Origin of the sequence: uncultured Rothia sp., from assembly GCF_916715725.1 — a bacterium.
In the GTDB taxonomy this organism is placed as follows: domain Bacteria; phylum Actinomycetota; class Actinomycetes; order Actinomycetales; family Micrococcaceae; genus Rothia.
Window position 1 is genome coordinate 17,847 of record NZ_CAKAPD010000005.1, and the last position, 17,573, is coordinate 35,419.

Annotated in this window: 11 protein-coding genes, 1 pseudogene and 1 CRISPR repeat array (1 of these 13 only partly in view); of the genes and pseudogenes, 3 read left to right on the forward strand and 9 right to left on the reverse strand. The window is 55.8% G+C overall.

Annotated elements, in window-relative coordinates:
- Positions 1-15: 15 nt before the first annotated feature.
- Together QZ822_RS04330 and dxs are read left to right on the forward strand one after the other, a co-directional pair.
- Positions 16-1,653 (forward strand): class I SAM-dependent RNA methyltransferase, encoded by a 1,638-nt coding sequence (locus QZ822_RS04330; RefSeq protein ID WP_294642867.1) that lies wholly within the window; start codon positions 16-18, stop codon positions 1,651-1,653.
- 225 nt (positions 1,654-1,878) lie between these two features.
- Positions 1,879-3,951 carry a 1-deoxy-D-xylulose-5-phosphate synthase gene (gene dxs, locus QZ822_RS04335; RefSeq protein ID WP_294642868.1) on the forward strand — a complete coding sequence of 691 codons (2,073 nt, stop codon included), beginning with the start codon at positions 1,879-1,881 and terminating at the stop codon, positions 3,949-3,951.
- A 183-nt stretch (positions 3,952-4,134) separates the two neighbouring features.
- Here the strand turns inward: dxs and QZ822_RS04340 are convergent, their stop codons facing one another.
- The 9 genes and pseudogenes from QZ822_RS04340 to QZ822_RS04380 form a co-directional block, all read right to left on the reverse strand.
- Entirely contained in the window at positions 4,135-4,674 is a 540-nt protein-coding gene (locus QZ822_RS04340; RefSeq protein ID WP_294642871.1) for a Rieske (2Fe-2S) protein, read from the reverse strand.
- Positions 4,675-4,884: 210 nt separating this feature from the next.
- Positions 4,885-6,150, reverse strand: coding sequence for an HRDC domain-containing protein (locus QZ822_RS04345; RefSeq protein WP_294642872.1), 1,266 nt, complete (start codon positions 6,148-6,150; stop codon positions 4,885-4,887).
- A 212-nt stretch (positions 6,151-6,362) separates the two neighbouring features.
- On the reverse strand, positions 6,363-6,824 hold the full coding sequence (gene msrB, locus QZ822_RS04350) for a peptide-methionine (R)-S-oxide reductase MsrB (protein WP_294643014.1): 462 nt from the start codon (positions 6,822-6,824) through the stop codon (positions 6,363-6,365).
- A 76-nt stretch (positions 6,825-6,900) separates the two neighbouring features.
- A complete protein-coding gene (ybaK, locus tag QZ822_RS04355) occupies positions 6,901-7,401 on the reverse strand; it encodes a Cys-tRNA(Pro) deacylase (protein WP_294642874.1) in 501 nt (166 codons plus the stop codon).
- A 236-nt stretch (positions 7,402-7,637) separates the two neighbouring features.
- Positions 7,638-8,648: a YeiH family protein gene (locus QZ822_RS04360; RefSeq protein WP_294642876.1), complete on the reverse strand. Its 1,011-nt coding sequence runs from the start codon at positions 8,646-8,648 to the stop codon at positions 7,638-7,640.
- A 156-nt stretch (positions 8,649-8,804) separates the two neighbouring features.
- Positions 8,805-9,140: a DUF6318 family protein gene (locus QZ822_RS04365; protein ID WP_294642877.1), complete on the reverse strand. Its 336-nt coding sequence runs from the start codon at positions 9,138-9,140 to the stop codon at positions 8,805-8,807.
- A gap of 144 nt (positions 9,141-9,284) precedes the next feature.
- Positions 9,285-10,100, reverse strand: a pseudogene (locus tag QZ822_RS04370) (DUF6318 family protein).
- Between the two features lie 75 nt (positions 10,101-10,175).
- Positions 10,176-10,973: a hypothetical protein gene (locus QZ822_RS04375; RefSeq protein ID WP_294642879.1), complete on the reverse strand. Its 798-nt coding sequence runs from the start codon at positions 10,971-10,973 to the stop codon at positions 10,176-10,178.
- 387 nt (positions 10,974-11,360) lie between these two features.
- Positions 11,361-12,077 carry a DUF6318 family protein gene (locus tag QZ822_RS04380; RefSeq protein WP_294642881.1) on the reverse strand — a complete coding sequence of 239 codons (717 nt, stop codon included), beginning with the start codon at positions 12,075-12,077 and terminating at the stop codon, positions 11,361-11,363.
- A 754-nt stretch (positions 12,078-12,831) separates the two neighbouring features.
- Here QZ822_RS04380 and zapE point away from each other — a divergent pair.
- A complete protein-coding gene (zapE, locus tag QZ822_RS04385) occupies positions 12,832-13,887 on the forward strand; it encodes a cell division protein ZapE (protein ID WP_005506346.1) in 1,056 nt (351 codons plus the stop codon).
- A gap of 375 nt (positions 13,888-14,262) precedes the next feature.
- A CRISPR array of direct repeats spans positions 14,263-17,573; the repeat unit is 36 nt; unit sequence ATTTCCCTTCCTTTTCGGAGGGACTTTCATTGAGGG; it runs 261 nt beyond the window's last position.

The following is a 17,573-nucleotide window of genomic DNA, read 5'->3' on the forward strand; positions in this document are numbered from 1 at the left end:
TTAGGAGACAATGCTGTGACCCACACTGCTACCACGCCTGCCGCCTCCAACAACGTAGACGGATACAGCGTCGGGCAGACCCTCACCGTCACCTGTGAGGCACCCGCACACGGCGGCGCTTTCGTAGCGCGCACCGAACAGGGGGTCATCTTCGTGCGTCACGGCATCGTCGGCGAACAGGCAGAAGTGCGTATCACCGCCATCGGCCCCAAGCGCCGCTTCTACTTTGCAGATGTTGTCTCCGTACCCGTACCTTCCCTGGCACGCCGCCCCCACCCCTGGATCCAGGCGGATGCGCTCGCCACCGACGAGGAACGCGCCGCAGCAACCGGCGTACCCGAACTACTCGGCGGCATGGAATACGGTCACATCAGCCTGGCTGAGCAGCGACGCTACAAGACCGATATCGTCCGCACCCAAATCAACCGACTGGGCGGTCTGCCCCTCGAATCGCCCCTGCTGACCAACCTCATCGTTGAAGAGCTGCCTCTGCGCGATAACAGCGAGGGCCTGTCCTGGCGTACCCGCGTGCGCTACAACGTGACCAAGGTCCGCACCCAGCCCGGCAGCCAGAAGAACAGCGGCAAGAAGAGCCCCGCCGTCACCTGGCGCGTCGGTATGCACCCGTACCGCGCCTCCCTGCCCGTACCGGTCGTAGACTTTCCCCTCGCCGCAACCGAACTGCGCAACCTAGAGCTTGAGAAACTAAACCTGCGCGGCGTACGCGAAGTCGAGGCAACCGTCTCCTCCCGCGGCAGGGTCCTACTGCAGTTTATCGTTGACCCGCGCTTCTCCATCGAAGAGGTAGCCAAGGACATCGAACAGCAGGCAGCCGACGCCTGGGGACTGCTCGCCAAGCGCAAAATCTCCCTCTTCTTCACCCCGCAGTCCACCTCCAACGGCAAGCCCAAGCGCCGCCGCCCCGGCTCCTCCCACACCCCCTACCGCCGCGTACCCGAAGGCGACCAGTTGCTCGGCGCAGGCCTGCGCTCCGTCACCGAAGAAGTCACCTTCGGGTCCCGCCGATTCAGCTACCAGGTGTCCGCCGGCGGCTTCTGGCAGATTCACCGCGCCGCCCCCTCCACCATGGTCGGAACCATGCTCACCATGCTCCGCCCGCAGGAAGGTGAATGCACCCTCGACCTATACGCCGGCGCGGGCCTGTTCACCGCCGCGCTCGCGGATGCCGTGGGTGCAACGGGTACTGTCGTCAGTATTGAGGGCTCCCCGGTGACCCATAAGGATGCGCGCTCGAACTTCGCGCCGGATGGCTGCTCCCGCACCGAGAACTCTGCGGACACCCGCATCGAGGTGATTCGCGGCGACGTGGCGCGCCACCTGGTCGATTTGAAGACCGCCCTTGAATTTGGTGAAATCCCCGCCATTGATGCGGTGGTCCTTGACCCGTCCCGTGAGGGCGCGAACCGAACCACCCTGGAACGCCTGGATGCGCTAGACCCCAAGCGTATTCTGTACGTGGCGTGCGACCCGGCATCCCTGGGCCGTGACACCGGTATTTTGCGTGAGCTGGGTTGGGACATGGTGCAGCTTCGGGCGTTCGATATGTACCCGAATACGCATCACGTGGAGTCGGTGGCGCTTTTTGAGCGTGCCCCGGCGAAGCCTCGTCCGCGCCGCCGCCGCACCAAGTAGCGCGCAGCTAGTAGCTGTAACAAAGAAGCAAATAATCGCCGTGTTGGGCGGGTTGGGCTGTTCACCAGCCTGCCCACTAGGGGTTATTTCAGGCCGTTTTCGCTCAACCCGGTGCGTCTTGCTCTGCGGGCGCATAAATCTGCTTTTTGGCACCTTAAACGGTAGAATCATTGAAGAACCAACGCACGGAATGAGCCGTGCCCCGACCTTGAGGAGTGTGGGTGTATGTCCGCTGAAAACGCATTGCCGCAGGAGGAGACCCCGAATAGCGCCGCCGGTGGCGCACCCACCGCCGACTACAGCATTGGTAATGGTGCCACTGCCAAGTTGCTCCCGGGTATTCAGTCCCCGGCGGACCTGCAGAACCTCAGCTACGAGCAGCTGGAGGAGCTCTCTAAGGAAATTCGCCAGTTCATCGTGACGAATGTGTCGGCGACCGGCGGTCACCTGGGCCCGAACCTGGGCGTTGTGGAGCTGACCCTCGGCATTCACCGTGTCTTCGAATCTCCCAAGGACAACATTCTTTTCGACACCGGCCACCAGTCCTATGTGCATAAGCTGGTGACTGGTCGTCACGCGTTTAAGACGCTGCGTCAGAAGGGCGGCCTGTCCGGCTACCCGGATCGTGGCGAGTCTGAGCACGACATTATTGCTTCTTCGCACGCATCCAGCTCGATTTCGTGGGCTGACGGTATTTCTCGCGCGCACAAGCTCAACGGTGAAGATGACCGCTACACCGTGGTCCTCATTGGTGACGGCGCGCTGACCGGCGGCATGGCGTGGGAGGCTGTGAACAATATTGCTGCCGACCGCACCCGCAAGGTCGTGATTGTGGTCAACGATAACGGCCGCTCCTACGCGCCGACCATTGGCGGTTTCGCAAACCAGCTCTCTGAGCTCAAGCACGGCGTGCAGCAACAGGTGGACCGCGTGCGCCTCGATCACCGCTACGACCACGCACTGGATGCGGTGCGCATCGGTCTGCAGCGTGGCGGCCCCGTCGGTCAGATGGTGTACCGCGGCCTGCACGGCATGAAGGCGGGCATTAAGGACGTCGTCGTGCCCAAGGGTATTTTCGAAGACCTGGGTATGAAGTATGTGGGCCCCATTGACGGCCACGACCAGCAGGCTGTGGAGAACGCACTGACCGCGGCAAAGAACTACGCCGGCCCGGTCATCGTGCACGCCATTACCGAGAAGGGCCACGGCTACGCACCCGCCCGTGCTAATGAGGACGACCAATTCCACGCGGTGGGCCAGATTGACCCGCTGACCGGTGAGGATGTCTCGACCAGCACCTCCGAGTCGTGGACGAGCGTCTTTGGCCGCGAAATCGCAGATATTGCGGATGAGCAGGAGAACGTCGTTGGTATTACCGGCGCGATGCTCATTCCCGTGGGTCTGCGCGAATTCCAGAAGCGCCACCCCGAGCGCGTTATTGACGTAGGTATCGCTGAGCAGCACGCCGTGGCGATGAGTGCCGGCCTGGCGTACGGCGGCATGCACCCGGTGGTTGCCCTCTACGCAACCTTCCTGAACCGCGGCTTTGACCAGTTGCTCATGGACGTTGCCCTGCACAAGGCGGGCGTGACCGTGGTGCTGGACCGCTCCGGCATTACCGGCCCGGACGGTGCAAGCCACCACGGCATGTGGGATTTGGCGATGCTGCAGTTCATTCCCGGCCTGCACCTGGCGGCTCCGCGTGATGGCGCGACCCTGCGCGAAGAACTGCGTGAGGCTGTAGCTATCAACGACGCACCGACCGTGATTCGCTACCCGAAGGGCTCCGTGGGTGAGGACATTCCCGCCCTGGAGCGCCGCAGCGACGGCGTGGACGTGCTGGCACGCACCGGTGAACCCCACCCGGAGACCGGTCAGCGTGACGTGCTGTTCGTTGCCGTGGGCGCTATGGCTCGCGTGGCTCTGGAAGCATCCGAGGTGCTTGCCGCCGAGGGTATTCAGTCCACCGTGGTTGACCCGCGCTGGGTGATGCCGGTGCCGTCTTCGGTCGTTGAGCTGGCTCGTGATCACCGCATCGTGGTGACCATTGAGGACGGCGTGCGTTCCGGTGGTGTGGGTTCGCGCATCCGCCAGGAAATGCGTGCGGCTGGCGTGGACACCGCGCTGAGCGAGCTGGGTCTTCCGGCGGAGTTCATTCCGCACGCTTCTCGCGAGCAGATTCTGGAGGAGGTCGGCCTGACCGCCGAAACCATTATCGCGGATCTGCGTGCGCAGCTGGCTGGCGATAAGGTTCCGTTCGCTCGTGAAGAGGGCCAGAAGCCGCGCCACACCCGCTAACGGTCGTACCTGAGTGCCGCCTGAGCTTCTCTCAGTAGCGCGCCGCAATAGCAAGCATCAGTAGCAGCGGGCACCATAAGACAGCACAAAGCCCCGCCCATCGATTGTGATGGGCGGGGCTTTGCTGTGCGCAGGTCTTGCTGTATAGAGGTTTTGCTGTACGTAGGTTCTGAGCCGCCGGTTTTAGGAGTTGCCGGTGCCGCTAACGAAAATTTTGCCGCCCTTCACCTGCACCGGGTAGCTGGTCAGCGCCTCCTCTGCAGGACCGTGCACGACCGAGCCGTCAGCTACGGCGTACTCGGAGCCGTGGCAGGGGCACACGATACGGTTGGAGTCCTGCACCTGCACCTGGCAGCCCTGGTGGGTGCACACGGTGCTGAACGCCTTGTACTCGCCCGCGGACGGCTGGGAGACGATAACGGTCGTGGAGCCGTGGGTCAGGCGTGCCGCCTTGCCCACGCCCACTGCGGAAGCGGAACCCACCTCAACGGTGCCTTCGGGTGCGGTAACGTTGGAGTCACCTTCAGCGCAGGAGGCGAGCAGCGCACCGGATGCGACGGCACCGGTGATGAGGGTTGCGCGGCGGGAGAAGACGCGAGCAGAAGAATCAGTTTCTGTGGTATCGACTGCGGTGTCGACGGTTGCAGATTCAGTAGCGGCAGATTCAGTAGCAGGGGAGGCGCATGCCTTCTGAGAGCGGCAGCATCCGTTGGGTGCGGGCATGGTGGTTCCTTTCGTGTACTCTCCCACCCTATGCCGGTTTGGGACAAAAATCGAATGAGAGCAGGCTAAGCTTGGTTCACGTTTGCACCGGAGACAAACTACCGTCTCAAACTACCGTGTCAAACTCCCGAGGTACACAAAATGCCGGTCGGGTGGTCGCATCAGCAACACACCCAACCGGCACACACATCTATTCAGCGTTAGAGAAAGCTACCCCAGGTGACGGGCAAAAATCGGCGCAATCACGGGGGCAACCAGACCCGTCTGCCACGAACGCGCACCGTACTCGGCGAGCGCATCCCGCAGGGTCTGCTCGTCAAAACGAGCCGGCGGCTCCCAGCAGAGGCGGCGAACATAATCGGTCGTGATCAGGTTCTGCGCCGGGATGGTCAGTTCCTCCGAGAGCTCATCAATTGTCTGACGAACCTCAGTGAACAGTGCCAAGTTTTCCGGGCGCTTAGACTCCCACGCCTTCAACGGCGGCGGGGCAGTCGAGGGCAAAGTAAACGGTACGGCGTTCTCACCGCGTGCCGCCGCGGCAATAGCACGCACCCAGCGCGGGCCCTCACGACGCAAACCGCGCGTCTGAAAACCAGGGATCGACATAATAGCGGGCACGTTACGCGGCATGGTGCGTGCCGCCTCCACAATCGCAGAATCGGGCAGCAGACGCTTCGCATCAACGTCCTTCTTACGCGCCAGCGAGTCACGCTCAAGCCACAGGTTACGCAACGCCGTCAGCTGCTTGACCGAACGCAACAACGTGCGGCCCTTCGTCTTACGCCAACGCTCCGGCTGATTCGTCGGATCCTTCACCGGGCTCTTGCACAGGTACTCAAACTCCTCCAGGGCGTACTGCAGCTTACCCTGCTGGCGGAGCAAATCCTCCATTGCGTCACGCAAATCAATGAGCACGTCAACGTCCAGCAGCGCATAGTTCAGCCAGGACTCTGGCAGGGGCCGGCGTGACCAGTCTTCCTTCGAGTGCTTCTTCGCCAGCTTATAGCCGAGTAGCTCCTCAACGGTCGCACCCAGGTTCACGCGCTCCAGACCGGCAAGACGTGCACCAAGCTCCGTATCAAACAGACGGTTCGGGCGCATACCGAGCATATCCAGGCTCGGGAAGTCCTGAATTGCGGCGTGAATAACCCACTCAGCATCCGCCAGAGCATCGTTAATAATGCGCAAATCCTTAAACGCCTCAGGGTCAATCAGGTATAGCTGATCTTCACGCTTGAGCTGCACCAAAAAAGCACGCGAACCGTAGCGGATGCCCTGGGCACGCTCAGTATCAACAGCCACCGGGCCGGACGCCGCCGCCAACTGCTCAGCGGCACGACGCAACCCGCTTTCCGTGTTGATAAGGGTCGGAATCGGTGCAGAAGGGGTCTCCAGAGGAACAACGTCCGGAACTTCGATACCGTTAAGGGTCAGCTGAGGGGTGCCTGCGGCATTCTGTTCAGCTGCGGTACTCATGCACTCAATCCTTTTCCTCTGCCTGGTTCGACGCGCCCATACGATGCGCCAGATGCCCGGTAGGCGTACGCCCGAGCAAACATGAGCCCGGGCGGGGTGGCGTGCCCGCGAAGGCACTACGCCATTCTACCCGTCCGAGCCTAAAGCCTCGAATTTAGAGAGACTCACAATAAGGGGTTCACCGGCGTGCCCGCGAGGGGGCTTGCCGGGCTCTATTCGGCGGATTCCGCCTCGTCAACCGGAGTATCACCAGGCTGTGCTTCACCAGCCGGGGCCAGCGTCAGACACACCGAATTAATGCAATACCGCAAATCCGTGGGAGTCGGGTAGCCCTCACCCTCAAACACGTGACCCAGGTGCGAATCGCAGGCGGCGCAACGCACCTCCACACGGCGCATACCGAACGTCGTGTCCTCCAGGTAACGCACACGGTCCTCAGCCAGCGGCGCGAAAAACGACGGCCAACCACAATGCGAATCGAACTTCTGATCAGAACGGAACAGCTCCGTACCGCAGGCACGGCACGAATACACACCCTCAGTGTGAGTGTTCCAGTACTCGCCCGTGAACGCGCGCTCGGTGCCGCCCTCACGCAGAACAGCGTACTCTTCAGGCTTGAGCACCTCACGCCAGTTCTTGGCGATAGCACCCACGCCGGGTAGCGAATTGCCCATCATGACTCCTTCAGTTTGCTCTCATGCCCAGGCTCTTACGACATATGTAACGCCGCGGCCGGGCGGGTTATTCCCGCTACGCGCGGATATCAGCGTACTTGCCGTTGGTGAGCTTCAGCAGGTCGTCCGGGGCGAGCTCAACATCCAAACCGCGCTTACCGCCAGAGACCATGATCGTGTCAAAAAGCTGCGCAGACTCATCCAGCAGGGTAGGGGAGGGGATCTTCTGACCCAGCGGAGAAATACCGCCCACCACGTAGCCGGTGCGGCGCTCAGCGACCTTCGGGTCGCACATGGAGGCGCTCTTCCACCCCAGAGCAGCGGCGGCGGCCTTAATGTTCAGCTTGCCAGACACGGGCACGATTGCGACCGCGAAATCCTTCTCGTGCACAATCAGCAGGGTCTTGAACACCTGCTCCTCGGAGGCGCCGAGGTTCTTCGCGGCCTCTTCACCGAAGGAGGTGACGCCCTCAACGTGCTCGTATTCGCGCATCTGGAAGGGGGTGTTCGTCTCGGTCAGCAGTGCTACGGCGGCGGTTGCTGCGCCGCTCTTCTTACCTTTAGTTTTCTTAGCCATAGACACCATTTTACGGAAGTCACCATGCGCCGTTACCTATGCGCCGAAAAGCCACATGTGTTTCGAAAAGCCACTTCTTTGGTGGCTTCTCGAAACACATGTGGCTTCTCAATGGTTATGGGGTTATTTCAGTAGCCCTTTTTCCTTCAGCTGCTCTTGAGAAAGCGAGCCAACGACAGTCCAAAATCCATCTGATTTGTCTACGTTCTGAGGTAGCCTTTAGACTCCCTTTTTTCTTAGTAAATACCGATGAGTAATTGCATGCCAAGACTAGTCAGGATGATAGCAATCCAGCAAAGGGCACCCAGAAGAATGGATTTTCCACTGGATTTGATCATAGCAATGAGGTTGGTTTTGAGACCAATAGCACTCATAGCCATGATGATGAGGAATTTGGAGAGTTGTTTGAGAGGTGAAAAGAAGCTATTGCTGACACCGAAAGATGTGAGAAGAGTAGTTAGCAGAGAAGCTAGGATAAAGTAGAGAATGAAAACGGGGAAGATTTTTTTAAGCTTTACTCCTTGGTTGTTGCCTTGTTGACGGCTTTGCCAATAGGAGAGGAAGAGAGTAATAGGGATAATAGCCAGGGTGCGTGTCAGTTTGACAATAGTAGCAGATTCGAGAGTATTGCTTTGGTAAAGACTATCCCAGGCGCTAGCTGTGGCTGTTACAGAGGAAGTATCGTTGACTGCAGTACCCGCAAAGAGAGCAAAACCTTCGTTGGAAAGATGGAGCCAAGAACCTAGAGTTGGAAAGATAAGAGCTGCCAAGACATTGAAGAAAAAGATAACAGAAATGGCTTGGGCTACTTCTTTTTCCTTGGCGTGAATAACAGGAGCAGTCGCTGCAATGGCAGAACCGCCACAGATAGAAGATCCAACTCCAACCAAGGTAGCTAGCTTTGTATCAAGGTTAAAAAAGCGTTGGAAAAAGAAAGCTATAATCAAAGCAATTGAAATAGTTGAAAGGATAACAGGAAGGGAAGATGTTCCAACTGCGAAAACTTGTGAGATATTGAGTCCAAACCCAAGCAAAATAACAGCATACTGAAGCAGTTTTTTGGAGCTATAAGTCAAACCGGCATCCAGTTGTGTATAGGAATTGAGAAAGGGATGGAGAATCATTCCGATAAAAATGGCGAAAACAGGTGCTCCCACAACAGGCAGGAATCCTCCTAAAACCCAAGAGATGATAGAAATGATCAGACAAACTGACAGTCCTGCCCAATTTTTTGATAGAAATGACATAAAAACCTCCGAAAATAAACACTCCTTATTATAATCTTATTTGTCAGAAAAATAAAATAGAAAGTAGGAATACAGACCCAGCCCGGGGAGCGCACCACCTCAGCCGCCGCGCTGATAAAGGCCTTCGATATCCTTGAGGAACTTAATATCCTTCTCTTAGGTATCCAGCATATAGGGCCATACATACTGCATGTCACCGGTCTGAATACCGTAGTTACGGGCTCTGACCCAATCGGTCATCATCTCACGAAGACCAGCAAAGGTTTCAGGGTACTGTTGCGGCTTAGCCTTGGGGAGAGGGACGTTCTGAGCCATACCGTATTCATCAGCTTCACGGTATTCGCCATCGGGCGCCTTTGATCCGCCGGAGTAGCCGCGGGTAATGACCGGGCTTGGAGTAGCTGATGCAGAAGCAGCGTTAGATGCTGCCGCAGAAGCTGAAACGGTCTCACTCGGCGTAGCTACCGAAGAAGCCGAGGTGCCCCGCCTCATTAGCCGCCTGCTGACCGCAGGCTGAAAGCAGGGCACCAATGCCCAGGAGCGTGCCGTCGCTCAGCAAGGTACGACGAAAAAAAGAGTAGAAGTCATGGAAATGTATTCCTTATATCGGTGTGGTGTGTAAAAGGTGAATGCTGTTTAGGCGTTGAATTCTTCGAAGTCTAGAATTGACCACTTTTGGCCATCATGTTTCATTTTGACTTTGAGAGTATCGTTAGTTTTATCTTCGTTATCCCATGCAGTCCATTTACCGTCTGGTTCAACATGGATTTCCTGATTCCAGTTACGATACATTTTCCAGAAATATGTTTCGCCGTCTTCGGACCAGGGAGACCCATCAGCTGTATATTTTTCGATGCCGTCGATAACCCATCCGCCGCGCCTGTATAGTTTTTCGACGCTTTCGTAGGCTTCTAATTCGGAGCTAAAATTAGGCGAGATGAATTCTCGTGCCTTTGCATAGTCACCAGTTTGGATACCGTAGTTTCCTCACTGGACCCAGGCATCAAATGTTTTGCGTAGGCCTTCTACAGATTTTTCGTTGTAGCCTTCTTCTGGGAGGCTGGGTTTCGGTACGTTTTGCGCGTTGCCGTATTTGTCGGCCTTACGGTACTCACCGTCGGGGGCTTTGGATCCGCCGGAGTAGCCTCGGACAGTAGACGGGGTGGCGCTCGCCGAGAGAGATTCAGAAGCCGCCGCAGACGCCGAAGCGGTCTCGCTCGGCGCGGCGGAGGCGGTGGCTGCCGCCTCGTTATTTGCCTGCTGGCCGCATGCCGCAAGCAGGGCCCCCAGGCCCATAAGTGCGCCGCCGCTCAGCATTGCGCGGCGGGTAAGAATCGTGGAAGTCATGGAATTGTATTCCTTATATCGGTGTGGTGTGTGAATAGGGGGCTGGCTAGAAACCGGAAGACTAACCAGCCGAAGGGAATAACCCCGATAGCTGAGAAGCCACATGTGTTTCGAAAAGCCACAATAATGGTGGCTTCTCGGCGAACATGTGGCTTCTCAGCGTAAGACCCACGGCGGGCTTTACATGTCGGGCCAGTCGCGGTGCAGCGAATACTCTGTATCCCCGTCACCATTGTCATTTAGGTGCCAACGCTGGCCAGTACGAATATCAGCCTTGCGCAGACGCGGGTTTGGGTTATCCTTCTTGCCCATCGTCGGGTCGTTCTTGCAGCCCCAACGAGTGTCGTCTTCATCGCAGGTGCCGCCGACGCGTCCCACATCAACCCACCACACACGAATCAGCAGCGGGTCGACAGTTTCCTTCGTCAACACGACATCCAGGGCCTGCCAGTCGCCACCGTCAACACGGAAACGACCAGAGTATGACACCGTCGCGTAGGCGTGGAAATTGCCCGAACGCTTATATACATAGCTGGTCGCGGTCTTGCGTGACTCTTCACCACGTGCCCTGCTAACCGGCTTGCCCATGGTGTAGAAGCTGCCCTCGTCGCCGTTGCCGTACTGGATGGTCATCTGAGTAGGGTAGGACTCCATCTCCACATGGCCAATCATGAGGTCACCTTCCCATCGTGCGGTGGGTGCGTCGACGTAGAAGTTGATCTGGTCGCCCTTGTAGACGTTGGGGTTGTCTTCGCTGAGGCTGGTGCCGAGGTTGTAGGACTGCTTCAACACAGGGGCTTGGATATTGGTGTTAGCGAATTGGTCCTCAATCTCTTGGAGCATTTCCTCAGGAGAAGGACCCTTAGGCTGCGCGGGGTCATTGGAGGTGAAGGTTTTAGTGTCATTGGGTACGCAGTAGCGGCCACCAACATGGTTGGGTTGCCTGTTAGCATCATCTCCCAGAGGCAGAGATCCCATGACGTAGTGGCCGGGACGTTGGTCTCCTTCTGTGTAGCATTCTGCATCTCCAGCTTTTCGCGCTTTGGCACTACTTGCATGATATTGTTGCTTTGCTCCATCGAGTTGCGTTGGGTGTTCGTCATTCCAACGTTTTCGTGCAGATTCCATATCGGATCCTAGAGAATCAACTGATGATACTTGTTGTTGATTATGAGTGCTGGTTTCACCTGTACGTTTTGAGGTTTTTGATTTGCTTGTTTTGGAAAAGCTAATACAATGACCAGATGAATCTTTATTTATGCACTCTTTGCCTATAGCGGGTATTGTATACAAGGGCAAGGCTGACAGGATAAATGCAATAGATGCTATCTGATTGAAATGTTTTTTATGCATGGTAGCCCCTAATTATCCTTCATTGAGCGGTTTGGTTCCTGCAATTTTCCAGTACCCATTTGAATATATAAATATAAAATAAAATGAGTCGTCGGAAGTGTCGGTATTTGCTTTGAATACAACTTCACCATCAGGCTCTACATACATAGCCGTAGACCATACCCTGCGAATTTTCATGCGGTATTCTTTTGTCTTATCACTAAATAACAAAGCACTTTCAGACTGATAAGAATCTAGGCCATCGGCGACCCAGCCTCCGTGGGAGTACATCTCTTCAAGATATTCGTAGAACCCATATTCTTCAGCATCTTCTGTTACATACTTGAATGCATAGGAACAGTCACCGGTCTGAATCGCGTAGTTATGGGCAATGACCCAATCCTCCATCATGTGATTGAGGCCTTCTTCGGTCTCAGGATACTGAGCGGGCTCATTACGAGGCTTGGGGACATTCTGTGCAGGCCCGTAGCCGTCAGCTTTACGGTATTCACCGTCAGGGGCTTTGGACTGCCCTGAATATCCGCGAGTAACCTTCGGTTTAGGGGTAGTGCTCGCCGAAGGCGACTCAGATGCTGCGGCAGTAGCCGAAGCCAACTCGCTCGGCGCGGCGGAGGCGGTGGCTGCCGCCTCGTTATTAGCCTGCTGGCCGCACGCCGCAAGCAGGGCGCCAATGCCCACAAGTGTGCCGCTGCCCAGCAGGGTACGGCGGTTGAAAATGGTCGAATCCATAGAAGATACGCTCCTATCGTCGGTGATGGTGTGATATATGTGCATGTCAAACCGTTATTCACAGGTTGCATTGACTGCCGGAAGAAAAACAGCCCCGTAGTGCACCCATCAAGCGCATCAATGCGCTATGGAACACTACAGTTACCACCCTACCGCATGTTTGCAGTCGTTTGCACTCTTTTGAGGATGATGACGGTCGTTGGTCAATATTCGGGCTTCTCAATGTTTTATGCATCAAATAAATCTGCACCCGAAGAGGTGCCGCCTCAGCAGAATTTGTGCCATGGTTTAGCGCCTTCAGCCATGGTTTTTAACTACAACCAAAGACACTAACCTATGGCACAAACCCGTAACCATGACCGAATTTGTCTCTGCGCCGGGTAGGCGGGATCCGGTAATGACTTAGTGTTTTCGGTAATGGGTTAGTGACTTCAGGCGGGGGTTTTAACCATCGCCAAAGACACGAAGTCATTACCAAAATTATTAAGTCATGACCAAATCTCCACCCGTGTGGAGGCGCCGCTTCTGCAAAATTTTCGGCATACCAAAACAGAGCAGCCTCCGCACCCGAACGCCCATGACCTCGCATTCCCGCCCTCCGCGTCCCAGTCCAGCAGTCCCTCCCGCATATCCCACCCCATTCCTTCCTCATGCCCGTAATGTGGCGGGCAACTCATGCCGCTCACGCGGGGTGTTAGACAGTACTACACTTAAAGCGGAAGTCACATCGCCGTCACTGAAGAAAAGAGTTTTTGTGCCCACCACGACTGTACACTTGACCGACCGTATCCCTCGCGTTTCTGCTGATGAGTTGCTGGCGGGTTTCCGCCCCTCTGAGCGTTTTGGCGAAGTGTCTTTTGATAGCTACATTCCTGATCCGAATCAGCCGTCGCAGGCTGAGGCTGTGCAGAAGCTGAAGGATTTTGGCGACAAGATTAATGGTGGCGGCGCTGGTGCCGGTTTCTTTGGTCGCCTGTTTGGTGGCAAGAAGAAGGATTCGACGAAGGCTGGCCTGTACCTTGACGGCGGTTTTGGTGTGGGTAAGACTCACCTGTTGGCGTCGCTGTGGCATTATGTGGATGGCCCGAAGGCGTTCGGTACTTTTGTGGAGTACACGAACCTGGTGGGTGCGTTGACGTTCCGTAAGACGGTTGAGGCGTTGAGCAGCTACAAGCTGGTGTGTATTGACGAGTTTGAGCTGGATGATCCGGGTGATACTGTGCTCATGTCTCGTCTGATGCGTGAGCTGGCGGATGCTGGCGTGAAGCTTGTGGCGACGTCGAACACGCTGCCTGGTGCGCTGGGTGAGGGCCGTTTTGCGGCTGAGGATTTTAAGCGTGAGATTCAGGTGCTTGCTTCGCAGTTTGAGGTGCACCGTGTGGATGGTGAGGATTTCCGTCACCGTGGCCTGCCTGCTGCGCCGGAGCCTGTTGCTGATGATGCGTTTGATGCGAAGGTTGAGGAAGTGTTCGGCGGCCAGACTGTTGGCGTTGATAACTTCGCTGACCTGGTGGAGCACCTGGCGAAGGTGCACCCGTCGCGTTACCGTCAGCTGATTGATGGCCTGGATGGTATTGCGTGGCGTGATGTTCACCCGATTACTGAGCAGTCGGTGGCGCTGCGTTTTGTGGTGTTGGCTGACCGCCTGTATGACAAGGACCTGCCGATTGTTTCTTCGGGTGTGCCTTTTGACAAGGTGTTTACTGAGGAGATGCTGGCTGGTGGTTATCAGAAGAAGTATTTCCGTGCGGTGTCTCGTTTGACTGCGTTGGCTCGTGAGGGCATGCTGGGTGAGGAGGCGGAGCGCTAGTTCCGCTGTTCGCCGGGGCCGAGCTTTGGCCGGCTCGGGTTTTGATGCGCTGTTCTTTCTAGTCCCGTGAGACTCGAAGCTCGCCCGGTTTGCATGGTTAGCTTGGTTAGTCTGGTTTACCTGAACCGCGCCAACCCCTCTCATACGTGAGGACCCTCGCCGGGTCGCTTAGGAAGCACCCGGCGGGGGTCTTTGTGTGAGCGAGAACCTGGTACGTGACGGGAACATGGCGTGTCGCTCGCGTGGTGTTTTGGCTTGTCACAGATGTTTGGGCGCGTGTAGGCTGGTTTGGGTATACTTTTTGTGTGGCCTGCCGCGAGGTTCTCGCGGGGTACCCGTTTCTGCCGCATGGTTGCGGGCTATTTTCGGGTAGCTATTTCCCTTCCTTTTCGGAGGGACTTTCATTGAGGGAGCATCAAAACAATAATCCACCCCCGCCTCAACCCGAATTTCCCTTCCTTTTCGGAGGGACTTTCATTGAGGGCTCTGAATGTTTCCGAGTCCACGGCGTAAATGAGGATTTCCCTTCCTTTTCGGAGGGACTTTCATTGAGGGTCTACCTTACGGGTTACCGTACCCAGGCGCGGGTGTTGGATTTCCCTTCCTTTTCGGAGGGACTTTCATTGAGGGTAGTTTTACCCCTAGTTCAGCCCGCTAACTGTTCATTTCCCTTCCTTTTCGGAGGGACTTTCATTGAGGGGAAGCTCTTACCACCCGCGTTACCATTAACAGCCTGGAATTTCCCTTCCTTTTCGGAGGGACTTTCATTGAGGGCTGGTCTGCCTCTAGCGGGTCAGTGGTGAACAGGATAATTTCCCTTCCTTTTCGGAGGGACTTTCATTGAGGGTATCCCACATTCTCGACCGTATCCAAGCCCACGACATTTCCCTTCCTTTTCGGAGGGACTTTCATTGAGGGATCTGTAGCGCTTAACGTTCCTTCGGTCATCGCGATATTTCCCTTCCTTTTCGGAGGGACTTTCATTGAGGGGGTTCGGACTTTAGGGGCTGGTACCGAAAGATTGGGATTTCCCTTCCTTTTCGGAGGGACTTTCATTGAGGGTGATGAGGAGCTGGATAGCGAGGGCAATTCAGAGGATTTCCCTTCCTTTTCGGAGGGACTTTCATTGAGGGTGAATTATTCCCGCTATTATGGTGCCATTGAATAAATTTCCCTTCCTTTTCGGAGGGACTTTCATTGAGGGAGCAGGGCTCGACCCACTTAACAACCCCGCGCGGCACTGCAATTTCCCTTCCTTTTCGGAGGGACTTTCATTGAGGGCTATGAAGGCACCTGCCATGGTGGCAGATGCGTCATATTTCCCTTCCTTTTCGGAGGGACTTTCATTGAGGGGGCTCCGCAGGCGGCAGCTTACCGGACCGGGACGGGGATTTCCCTTCCTTTTCGGAGGGACTTTCATTGAGGGCACGCACTTCGTCCCTCAGCGTGTGTTAGGTGTCGGATTTCCCTTCCTTTTCGGAGGGACTTTCATTGAGGGCTTCCACAACGCGCGGCCTGCACCCTGCGGAGCGATTTCCCTTCCTTTTCGGAGGGACTTTCATTGAGGGTTTTTTAACGTGACTCCCAAAGCTAGCAGTTTTAGAATTTCCCTTCCTTTTCGGAGGGACTTTCATTGAGGGCCGCAATTCCACGAAAATCAACCCGCTAGATGCTGGCATTTCCCTTCCTTTTCGGAGGGACTTTCATTGAGGGTGAGTGCATGAGGTGTGACAAAAAGAGAGTGAAAATTTCCCTTCCTTTTCGGAGGGACTTTCATTGAGGGACATTCTACCAGTCACCAGGCGCGAGTCGTTTTGGGTATTTCCCTTCCTTTTCGGAGGGACTTTCATTGAGGGACACGTCCCCCGCCTGGCACTTCACCTATGCGGAGGCATTTCCCTTCCTTTTCGGAGGGACTTTCATTGAGGGTCAAGATGTCCAGTCGCAAGCTCAGAAAGCGCGCCCCATTTCCCTTCCTTTTCGGAGGGACTTTCATTGAGGGACTGGACGCGGCGGCAAATATGAACCGGCGGGTAATTTCCCTTCCTTTTCGGAGGGACTTTCATTGAGGGTCCTTAATTAACCCTTCTTGGTGAATCGCGTGTTATTTCCCTTCCTTTTCGGAGGGACTTTCATTGAGGGGGCGCAGGCATATTTGGTTCCGCCGGATGAATTCATATTTCCCTTCCTTTTCGGAGGGACTTTCATTGAGGGGGCAGCTTGAAAGAGCGTAACCGGATGCTGTTCAAGATTTCCCTTCCTTTTCGGAGGGACTTTCATTGAGGGCTTGAGGACTCGACAGGTGAGGAATGGCTCAGGGATTTCCCTTCCTTTTCGGAGGGACTTTCATTGAGGGGAAGTAGATTCGCTCCGACTCGACCGAAAGAAGAAATTTCCCTTCCTTTTCGGAGGGACTTTCATTGAGGGCAGAAATTCAAAGGAAGCACGCGATAACTCGACGCAGGCATTTCCCTTCCTTTTCGGAGGGACTTTCATTGAGGGGCGCCGGTGAACGCGGCGTGCTAAATGTCGAGCGAGAATTTCCCTTCCTTTTCGGAGGGACTTTCATTGAGGGGTCCGGTGTACCAGCCTTACCCGCCGGTGACTCCTCGGATTTCCCTTCCTTTTCGGAGGGACTTTCATTGAGGGTTCAAGAATCCCGACGCAGATAATTTTGTCGAGGCGTGGATTTCCCTTCCTTTTCGGAGGGACTTTCATTGAGGGTGCCAAGCTCACGCTCCGCGTCCAGAAGAAAACCAGCGATTTCCCTTCCTTTTCGGAGGGACTTTCATTGAGGGTCAGATTCGCCGAGCATGCCCTCACGAGCCAACGCAGATTTCCCTTCCTTCTGGGAAGGGCTTTCATTGAGGCAAAACCCCCCACCTTGCGCTACAAAATCCCCCACCTTATTTCCCTTCCTTCTGGGAAGGGCTTTCATTGAGGCGAAGACGCACGAGCCGCGTGCCCTACAGGTGCCGCGGATTTCCCTTCCTTCTGGGAAGGGCTTTCATTGAGGCCCAACTTACCTGGGTATTTGGTGCCTGGATTTTTGGCGATTTCCCTTCCTTCTGGGAAGGGCTTTCATTGAGGCGGTACTCGCGCTCCTCGGTCTTCAACCTGCGCGCATTTCCCTGCCTTTTCGATGGGGCTTTCATTGAGGACAGTCGACGGCGGCGCGAACATAGGGCTGGTAGCGGATTTCCCTACAATTTTGGAGGAACCTTCATTGAGGCACACCGTCAGATGGTGCATATAAACGCGAACAACGATTTCCCTGCTTTTTCGTAGGGACCTTTCATTGAGGTGTCGATATCAACACCATCACCGGCGATTTGGCTATGAGATTTCCCCACCTTTGGGAGGGACTTTCATTGAGGCCGTCAGCAGCTCGAAAGGTTCAACCCCTCCTTGAAATTTCCCTTCCTTTTGGGAGGGACTTTCATTGAGGCCAGGACTGGCTCACCGCTAGGCAACAGCGACTAGCATTTCCCTTCTTTTGGGAAGGGCTTTCATTGAGGCGGTGGCGCGGGCATTGGCGAGGCTGGACATGTGAATTTCTCTTCCTTTTTGGAGGGGCTTTCATTAAGGCGCCGTTCCGAAGCACTGGTGCGTAAAATCCTGTCGGATTTCCTTTCCTATTTGGAAGGGCTTTCATTAAGGGGGTGTGATACACTCGGGCTGAAAGA

Coding starts and splice junctions, on each gene's coding strand:
- msrB (WP_294643014.1), bottom strand. CDS start 6,824: ATGGGCAATTCGCTACCCGGCGTGGGTGCTATCGCCAAGAACTGGCGT.
- QZ822_RS04340 (WP_294642871.1), bottom strand. CDS start 4,674: ATGCCCGCACCCAACGGATGCTGCCGCTCTCAGAAGGCATGCGCCTCC.
- QZ822_RS04365 (WP_294642877.1), bottom strand. CDS start 9,140: ATGAGGCGGGGCACCTCGGCTTCTTCGGTAGCTACGCCGAGTGAGACC.
- dxs (WP_294642868.1), top strand. CDS start 1,879: ATGTCCGCTGAAAACGCATTGCCGCAGGAGGAGACCCCGAATAGCGCC.
- QZ822_RS04360 (WP_294642876.1), bottom strand. CDS start 8,648: ATGTCATTTCTATCAAAAAATTGGGCAGGACTGTCAGTTTGTCTGATC.
- ybaK (WP_294642874.1), bottom strand. CDS start 7,401: ATGGCTAAGAAAACTAAAGGTAAGAAGAGCGGCGCAGCAACCGCCGCC.
- QZ822_RS04375 (WP_294642879.1), bottom strand. CDS start 10,973: ATGGGATCTCTGCCTCTGGGAGATGATGCTAACAGGCAACCCAACCAT.
- QZ822_RS04380 (WP_294642881.1), bottom strand. CDS start 12,077: ATGGATTCGACCATTTTCAACCGCCGTACCCTGCTGGGCAGCGGCACA.
- QZ822_RS04345 (WP_294642872.1), bottom strand. CDS start 6,150: ATGAGTACCGCAGCTGAACAGAATGCCGCAGGCACCCCTCAGCTGACC.